General features: G+C 27.1%; 8 protein-coding genes. 7 read left to right on the top strand and 1 reads right to left on the bottom strand.

Going from position 1 to position 8,348, the window contains the following annotated elements; all coding sequences use genetic code 11:
- The first annotated feature begins 66 nt into the window (after positions 1-66).
- Positions 67-396 carry a ComEA family DNA-binding protein gene (locus tag CRU94_RS05585; RefSeq protein WP_129105815.1) on the top strand — a complete coding sequence of 110 codons (330 nt, stop codon included), beginning with the start codon at positions 67-69 and terminating at the stop codon, positions 394-396.
- 114 nt (positions 397-510) lie between these two features.
- Here CRU94_RS05585 and CRU94_RS05580 read toward each other — a convergent pair whose 3' ends face one another.
- Positions 511-822, bottom strand: coding sequence for a F0F1 ATP synthase subunit C (locus CRU94_RS05580; protein WP_066161204.1), 312 nt, complete (start codon positions 820-822; stop codon positions 511-513).
- A gap of 147 nt (positions 823-969) precedes the next feature.
- Here CRU94_RS05580 and CRU94_RS05575 point away from each other — a divergent pair, with 147 nt between their 5' ends.
- From CRU94_RS05575 to CRU94_RS05550, 6 genes are all read left to right on the top strand, one after another.
- Positions 970-2,520, top strand: a complete 1,551-nt coding sequence (locus CRU94_RS05575; RefSeq protein ID WP_129105814.1) for a hypothetical protein — start codon at positions 970-972, stop codon at positions 2,518-2,520.
- Between the two features lie 83 nt (positions 2,521-2,603).
- Positions 2,604-3,947 (top strand): imelysin family protein, encoded by a 1,344-nt coding sequence (locus CRU94_RS05570; RefSeq protein ID WP_129105813.1) that lies wholly within the window; start codon positions 2,604-2,606, stop codon positions 3,945-3,947.
- A 1-nt stretch (position 3,948) separates the two neighbouring features.
- Positions 3,949-5,313, top strand: coding sequence for a di-heme oxidoreductase family protein (locus tag CRU94_RS05565; protein ID WP_129105812.1), 1,365 nt, complete (start codon positions 3,949-3,951; stop codon positions 5,311-5,313).
- Between the two features lies 1 nt (position 5,314).
- A complete protein-coding gene (locus CRU94_RS05560; protein WP_129105811.1) occupies positions 5,315-6,256 on the top strand; it encodes an imelysin family protein in 942 nt (313 codons plus the stop codon).
- A gap of 2 nt (positions 6,257-6,258) precedes the next feature.
- Complete coding sequence (locus CRU94_RS05555) at positions 6,259-7,215, top strand: sterol desaturase family protein (RefSeq protein ID WP_258237404.1); 957 nt, start codon at positions 6,259-6,261, stop codon at positions 7,213-7,215.
- Positions 7,160-8,272: a cytochrome-c peroxidase gene (locus CRU94_RS05550; protein ID WP_129105810.1), complete on the top strand. Its 1,113-nt coding sequence runs from the start codon at positions 7,160-7,162 to the stop codon at positions 8,270-8,272. Before CRU94_RS05555 ends, CRU94_RS05550 begins: the two co-directional genes overlap by 56 nt.
- Positions 8,273-8,348 lie beyond the last annotated feature (76 nt).

Below are 8,348 nucleotides of genomic sequence, written 5' to 3'. Positions count from 1 at the left end.
TATATCTATCTATTTTAACTATTTTTTATGCTATACTTTTTTACATTTTATTAAAAGGGGGTTAATATGAAAAAACTTGTTGCTATTTTAGCTTTATTCTTTACTCTTTTTTTAGGTGCAATTGATCTTCAAACTGCTTCTAAACTTGAGTTAATGAATCTTAAAGGTGTTGGTGATAAAAAAGCTGATGCTATTATTGAGTATAGAAAAAACAATACTATCTCTAATCCTGATGATCTTAAAAATGTTAAAGGTTTCGGTTCAACTTTAATTAACAATATTAAAGCTCAAATTGATTCTGACAAAAAAAAGGATAAAATAAACAAACCTTCTTATCCTAAATCCAACAACAATAACGCTATGAAAGATAAAAATATTAATAACTCTTCTAAGTGATATGTTTTTTTAGAAGGAAGGTGGAATGGTAATTTTATTTTGGACATAAAAAAAGGTTCAAAGAGAAAGCTCTTTGAACCTTTTTAAGTTTTATAAAAACTCTAAAATTGCTTCTTATAGGAATGGGTTTGCATATAATGCAATCATAGCAATAACAAGTGCGTAAATTACTTGAGCTTCAATCATAGCTAAAGCAATGAACATAGTTGTCATTAATTTTCCACCTAAACCTGGGTTTCTAGCAGTTCCAGCAATTGTAGCAGCAGCAGTATTACCCATACCAACAGCTCCACCAAGAGCAGCTAAACCTAAACCAATACCAGCAGCAACTACAGAGTATGCTTTTAGTGTTTCATTTGCAACAGATGCATCAGCAGCGAATGCCATACCAGCGAATGCTAGCATTAAAAGAACGATTTTTTTCATTCTATATCCTTAATAAATTAAATATCTCAAAGTCTGTTCGGCTTGCGTATCCCTACTTATCACTTTGACGGTTGTTATTTTACAAAAATAAATCTAAATATAAGATAAATTGGATAAAATATTTTTTTATTTATAATAGGGAGATATATGAAAAAGTTTATAATTACATTATTTATAATTATTCTATTTATTACATCAACTTTATATATTATACTTTTTACAAAAAGTGGTAATTATCTTGTTGCAAATTACATTGAAAAAAGCTTTAATAAAAAGCAAAAAGATTTTACTTTAAAAATAGACAATCTTGTTATAGATTATGATTTACTAATTTTAAAAGCTACATTAAATGATTACTCTAAAATAGAATTAAATGCTATGTACTCTATTTTTAATAAAGAGTTAATAGCAGAATATTTTATAGATATAGAAGATTTATCAATATTTAATGATTTAGCAAAAATGAAACTAAAAGGTGATTTAAAAATTGTTGGAGATGTTGTTCATAACAGTGACATAACAACGATAAAAGGTATTTCAAATGTTGCTAAAAGTGAGACAAACTATGAACTTGTTTTGAAAGATTTTAAAATAAATGATATATATTTTGATACAAAAAATGCAAAAATTGATGAGTTGCTAGCTATTGTTAATCAGCCAATTTATACAACTGGTGTATTAAATTTAACTTCTAAATTAAAATCAAACAGTAGTGATTTTTTTGATGGAGTTATTAAAGTAGATATAAAAAATGGTAAATTAAACAATGATATTATTGAAAAAGAGTTTAAAACTCCTATAAAACAAGATATTTTATATAGCTTAAATAGCCAAAGCAATCTTGTTAAAAATGATTTAAATAGCACTATTGATCTTTTATCAAACCTTGCTAATATAAATATTAAAAACTTAAATTTTAATATAAAAGAGTCTATTTTAAAAAGTGATTATAATATTTTAATTCCAGATTTATCAAAACTTAAAGATTTTACAATTATTCCTTTAAGAGGTGAAAATATCTCTTTAAATGGTAATATATATAAAGATTTAAAAGATTTAAAAGATTTAAAAGTAGATGGAGATTCTAAAATCTTAGATGGTATTTTTAAATTAAATTTAATAAATAATGATATATCAATAAATTTAGAAAATGCAAATAGTAAAAAACTTTTGTATATGTTAAATCAAAATGAATTTTTTGATTCAAATATTAATTTAGATTTAAAATATAATATTTTAAATGGAAATGGAAATTTTGCTTCAACTTTGGATAATGGACATTTAGTAAAAAATAATTTCTCAAAAAATATTGAAAAATTTGCAAATATTGATATTACAAAAGAGCTTTATGAAATAGGAACTGTAAAAGGTGAAATATTAATTGATAAGGTAATTAGTAATATCTATTTAAAAAGCTCTAAAAGTATAATAGAGTCAAAGAGCTCTATTTTAGATTTTAAAAATAAAAAGATAGATTCAAAATTTGATATTAATTTAAATGGTAATAAATTTGTAATATTTTTGGAAGATGATATAAATAATCCAAATATAAAAATAGATATAAAAAATCTTTTAATTGAAAGTATCAAAAAAAGTAAAGAGAGTGATAAAATAGAGAGAAAAATAGAAGAACTTTTAAATAAAAATGGAATTGAAAACTCAAAAGATTTAAAAAATACAATAAAATCACTCTTTTAAGAAATATGAAAATTATTATCATTTTAAGAAATGATAAAGCTTTTTTTTGTTTTAATGCTAAAAAAATTAAATGAGGATTAGGCATGAACTACACAAAAAAAGTTTTGTTTTCAATATCAATAGCAGCATCTTTAGCTTTAGGTGCTGCTGCATCAACTCACAAAGATGGTACTAAATCAGAGGTTTCAAAACAAGTTTCAATTTTAGAGGCATATGCAAATATAGCTTTAGATAATTATATACAAGCTTTAAAGGATGCAAAACTTTTACAAGATTCAATAGATAAATTTGTTGCAAAACCTACACAAAAAAATTTAGATAATGCAAAAAAAGCTTGGTTGCAATCAAGAGAATCTTATGGAAGCACAGAGATTTTTAGGTTATCAAATGGACCAATTGATGCTAGTGATGGATGGATTGCAGATACTTATGGTTCTTTAGAGGGACAAATTAACGCTTGGCCGCTTGATGAGAATATGATAGATTATACAATTGATGCAGATGGAAATAGAACATCTGGAAATATTATTGATACGATTGGAAAGTTTAACCCAGGTGGTGAAGAGTCAAGTGAAGTTGATGTTACAAAAATTACAGTTGAAGCTTTAACTGAGTTAAATGAGAATGGTGGAGAGGCAAATGTTTCAACTGGTTATCATGCAATTGAGTTTTTACTTTGGGGACAAGATCAAGATTATAATAACTTCTTAGAGGATAATATAACAAAAGGTGCCATGAGTGCTGGACAAAGACCTTTAAGTGATTTTACAACTGATAAAAACAAAGATAGAAGACTTCAATATCTAAAAGCTGTAACTCAAAAGTTAGTTGAGGATTTAGAAGTTGTTAAAAGTGCTTGGAATAGAGATATAAACGGTGATGCTGGAGTTTATAGGGCTGCATTTTTAGGAAAACTTAAAAATAGTGATAAAAACTTAGATAAAAACGACTCTTTAAAACAGATTATTTCTGGTATGGGAGTATTTATAAAATCTGAACTTGCAAATGAGAGATTAGCAGTTGCAGTTTTAACTCCAAGTGAAGAGGATGAACACTCTTGTTTCTCTGATAATACACATAGAGATTTAGTAAAAAACTATGAAGGTTTTAAAAATATTTTAACATCAACATACAATGGTAAAAAATATGGAGAGTCTTTATTTGATGCTTTAGAAAAAAGTGATAAAGATAGAATATTAAAACTTATGAAGAGCATTGAAGCAAAAATTGAGCAAGTAGATAGAGTTGCAAAAACTGAAGCTCACTTTGACTATCAAATAAGACCAGATCATAAAATGTCAAGAGTTTTAGTATCATTAAAAAATGAGTTAAGAAAATTAGGTGATGAGATGGTAACTGTTGCAAGAGCGAACAATATAAATCTTTCGACAGATGATGTAACAGATCCTGAAGAGACAAAAATATAAATTGAAAAGTTTAAAAAAAATCTTACTTTTAAAAGCTCTTGCAGTATCAATTTGTACAGAGCTTTTTTCATTTGATATATCTAAAAATTATATATCAAATAGTAAAGATAGTAAGATATTTCAAAAACAAATTGATGGTTTAACTAATGAAGAGCAAGATATATTTATGCTTGGAAGAAGTTTTTTTACAATTCCTTGGGTTGAAGCTCCAAGTGCTACAACAGCAAGAGATGGATTAGGACCACTTTTTAATGCAAATAGTTGCCTCTCATGTCATCCAAAAAATGGAAGAGCTGAAATTTTAAATAGCAATGGTGTTGCTTCAAGAGGATTGATTGCTAGATTGTCAATAGATTCAAATGATTTAAAATATGCTTCTATTTTAAAGAAAAAAGGATTTATTCAAGAGCCAACTTATGGTGAACAATTAGCAATTAATGGAGTTTTTAATGTTCCTTTTGAAGGAAATATAGAAGTTGATTTTGAATACTTTGATATAAAATTATCTGATGGTGAGATTGTAAATTTAAGAAGACCAAAATATAGTTTGAAAAATTTAAATTATGGAGAGCTTCATAAAGATAGTGTAGTTTCATATAGAGTTGCACAATCTTTGAATGGCATGGGACTAATTGATTTAATACCAGATGAAGAGATTTTAAAAAATCAAGATATAGATGATAAAAATGGTGATGGAATAAGCGGAAAAGCAAATTTTGTTTATTCTTTAATTTCACAAAAATATGAGCTTGGAAGATATACTCATAAGGCTAGCGTTTCAAAACTAAAAGAGCAAGTTGCAAATGCTTTTTCAAATGATATTGGAGTTACAACAACATTAATACCATATGAAAAATGTAGAGATTTTCAAAAAGAGTGCTTAGATGCACCAAAAGCTAAAGATGCTATTGATTTACCAAATGATAGGCTTGATGCAGTTACTTTTTATATTAAAAGTTTAAAAAGTTATGGTGCAAATAAAAATAGTCAAAAATATAAAGAAGGGTATGAAATATTTGAACAACTTGAGTGTTCAAAGTGTCATATTAGTAGTTTTAATACAAAATTGGGTTTTGAAATAAGACCATTTTCAGATTTTTTACTTCACGATATGGGTGAAGATTTAGCAGATGGAAGAGTTGAGTTTATGGCAGAAAAAAGTGAGTGGAGAACAGCACCTCTTTGGGGAATAGCTATAAACAAACTAATAAATAAAAATCCAAACTTTTTACATGATGGAAGAGCTAGAAGTGTTCAAGAGGCAATTTTGTGGCATGGTGGAGAGGCAAAAGCTAGTAAAGAGGCTTATATGAATCTTTCAAAAGAGTATAGAGTGAAATTGATTAAATTTATAGAGGAGTTATAGTTTGAAGAAAATATTTTTTATTATGATATTTTTTCTTGCAAATCTGTTTGCAAATGAGACAGTTTTTCAAAGTGTTATAAAAAATGTATTGTTAAAAGATACACAAAATGCGATAAGTAGTGCTAAAAATTTGCAACAAAATATCACGCAAGAGAATTTTAAAATCTTTTTAAAAGATTGGAAAAGAGTTGAGGCTTTATATTTAGCTGGAGAGATAAATTATGATTATATTGATACGCCAAGATTCATTGATGTTTTTAATAATTTAAAAGAGGATTTAAACTCTCAAATGAGAAGAGTTGTAAATGGAACAAATGATGTTAAAACAGCACTATTTAAAAACTCATTTAAAACAATCAATGCTTTAGAGTTTGTAATAGCCAAAGAGAGTTTAGATGCTAGATCAAAAGAGATTGTAAAAGAGATTTTAAACTCAATAATTGCAAATTTACAAGATATAAAAGATGTTTATACAAACTATTTAAAAAACCCAAAGTTTAAACAGAAAGAGGAGATTGCTATAGTTGTAAATGTTTTAGTTGCAACTTCATATAGGCTAAAAGAGCAAAGGGTTGGAAATCCTGCTGGATTATCTGCTAAATTTAAAGACGATATAAAAAATGAAAGAGCTGAATACTTTTTGACTCAAAACTCTTTTGAGGCTATTAAATCAATACTTGAGGCTCAAAGTGATATTGTAAATAGTAAAGATTTTAAAAACTTATACACATATGCAAAAAATAGTGGAAGCGAAATGGAGCTAAATGAGGTTTCAAATAGTATAAAAATTGCACTTGATGAGTTAAATAAACTTCCAAAAGATGATTTTACAAATGCTTCTTATCTTTTTGAAACTCTATCAAAGATTCATGATTTATACTATGTAACAATTATTGAAAAACTTGGTCTTAAACCTGAAATTTTAGATGCTGATGGGGATTGATTTTGGAGTATTTAGCTTTTGATTTCTTTTCAAATCCAAGTAAAAGAGTGTATTGGTTATATATAATAAGCTCTTTTATTTTGGCAATACTCTATTTTTATATTACAAAAAAGAGTTCAAAAGCGATTCTTTCAAGTAAGCTTTGGTTGCATCCTAGTGCAAAGCTTGATTATATATACTTTTTTTTAGCAAATATTGTAAATATAGTTTTAATTATTCCTTTGGTTTTAAGTGCAAAGAGTGTTGCTTTGTTTACAAATAAATTTTTGTATGAAAATTTTGGATTTTTTGAATCTATAAATTTATCTTTTACTCAAATAACAGTTCTTTATACAGTAGCAATATTTGTATTTAGTGATTTTACTAGATATTGGCTGCATAGATTTTTGCATACAATTCCATTTTTATGGGAGTTTCACAAGGTTCATCATAGTGCAAAAGTTTTAACTCCAATAACATTTTATAGGGTTCATCCAGTTGAAAACTTCTTATTTGCTTTAAGATATGCGTTTAGTGTTGGGTTGGTTACAGGAGTTTTTATATATTTTTTTGGTGCAAAGATAAATATTTATATGGTTTTAGGAGTTAATATTCTTGTTTTTATAACTTCAATTTTTGGCTCAAACTTAAGACACTCTCATGTACCTTTTGCATATTTTGCATTTATTGAAAAGTGGTTTTTATCTCCAAAACAGCATCAAATTCATCATGATAGAAAAAATTTTAATAAAAATTATGGTGGATATATAGCAATTTGGGATAGAGTTTTTGGTACATTAAAACTATCAAAAGATGTAAAAGTTTTGAAATTTGGGCTTAGAAAAGAACAGATGCAAGATTATAATTCTATAAAAAATCTATATTTTAGACCATTTATAAATCTAATTAAAAAGGGAAAATTTTATGAAAAAATTAGTTTTAGTAACAACATTTCTACTAGCAAATCTATTAGCAAATGATATTACAAAAGAGGATTTAGGAAGAGCTTTGTTTTTTGATGTTAATTTATCGAAAAACAGAACTCAAAGTTGTGCAACATGTCACAATCCAGAAGCTGGTTTTATAGACAATAGAGACAACAAAGTTTCTAAAATGGCATCACTAGGAGATGATTTAAAATCACTTGGAGATAGACAAGCTCCAACAGCATCTTATGCAAAGTTTTCACCAAAGTTTCACTTTAATGAGAAAAAAGGATTTTATGTAGGTGGACAATTTTGGGATGGAAGAGCTTCTACTTTAGAAGAGCAAGCAGGAGGTCCACCTTTAAACCCAATAGAGATGGGAATGAGAGATGAAAAAGAGGTGGTTGATAGATTAAAAGAGAACAGTTTTTATGTAAATAGTTTTGAAAATCTATTTGGTAAAGATATTTTTAAAGATGATAAAAAAGCCTATGAAGCTATGAGTGAAGCAATTGCATCTTTTGAAAGAACAGATGAGTTCTCTTTATTTGATTCAAAATATGATAGATATTTAAGAGGAGAGTATGAGTTAAGTGCTTTGGAAGATTTGGGAATGTCTATATTTTTTTCAAATCAAAATAACTCTTGTGCAACTTGTCATATCTTAAAAGGTGAAGGAGAAGAGGGTGAGACTTTCTCAAACTATGAGTTTCACAATATTGGAGTACCCAAAAACAAAGAGTTAAGAGCAAAAAATGGTGTAAAAGAGAAAGATTTGGGGCTTTTAGCAAATCCAAATGTAAAAGATAAGAATCAAATAGGTAAATATAAGATTCCAACTCTAAGAAATGTGGCTGTTACAGCTCCATATATGCACAATGGAGTATTTAAAGATTTAAGAACGGTAGTTCTGTTTTATGATAAATACAACAATAAGAAAAACAGTATAAACCCTGAGACAAATCTTCCTTGGGATGAACCAGAGCATCCTGATAATATCTCTATTACAGAGCTTAGAGCAATAGCTCAAAATGATAGAAAAGTAGATGCTTTGGTTGCATTTATGAAATTACTTACAGATAAAAGATATGAGCATTTAATCGAAGATTGAAACTAAAAAGTAGTTTCAATCTAGCAAAAATGATTTAACTTATTATTAGATATAATCTACCATTTTTTAAACATAG

This window comes from Arcobacter sp. AHV-9/2010 (assembly GCF_004116575.1).
Classification (GTDB): Bacteria; Campylobacterota; Campylobacteria; order Campylobacterales; family Arcobacteraceae; genus Aliarcobacter; species Aliarcobacter skirrowii.
The sequence above is the reverse complement of the archived record's forward strand: the minus strand, read 5'-3'. Positions and strand labels throughout refer to the sequence as shown.

Excerpts from the sequence above, each read along its gene's own strand:
- CRU94_RS05580 (WP_066161204.1), bottom strand. The coding sequence starts at position 822 with ATGAAAAAAATCGTTCTTTTAATGCTAGCATTCGCTGGTATGGCATTC.
- CRU94_RS05575 (WP_129105814.1), top strand. The coding sequence starts at position 970 with ATGAAAAAGTTTATAATTACATTATTTATAATTATTCTATTTATTACA.
- CRU94_RS05550 (WP_129105810.1), top strand. The coding sequence starts at position 7,160 with ATGAAAAAATTAGTTTTAGTAACAACATTTCTACTAGCAAATCTATTA.
- CRU94_RS05585 (WP_129105815.1), top strand. The coding sequence starts at position 67 with ATGAAAAAACTTGTTGCTATTTTAGCTTTATTCTTTACTCTTTTTTTA.
- CRU94_RS05570 (WP_129105813.1), top strand. The coding sequence starts at position 2,604 with ATGAACTACACAAAAAAAGTTTTGTTTTCAATATCAATAGCAGCATCT.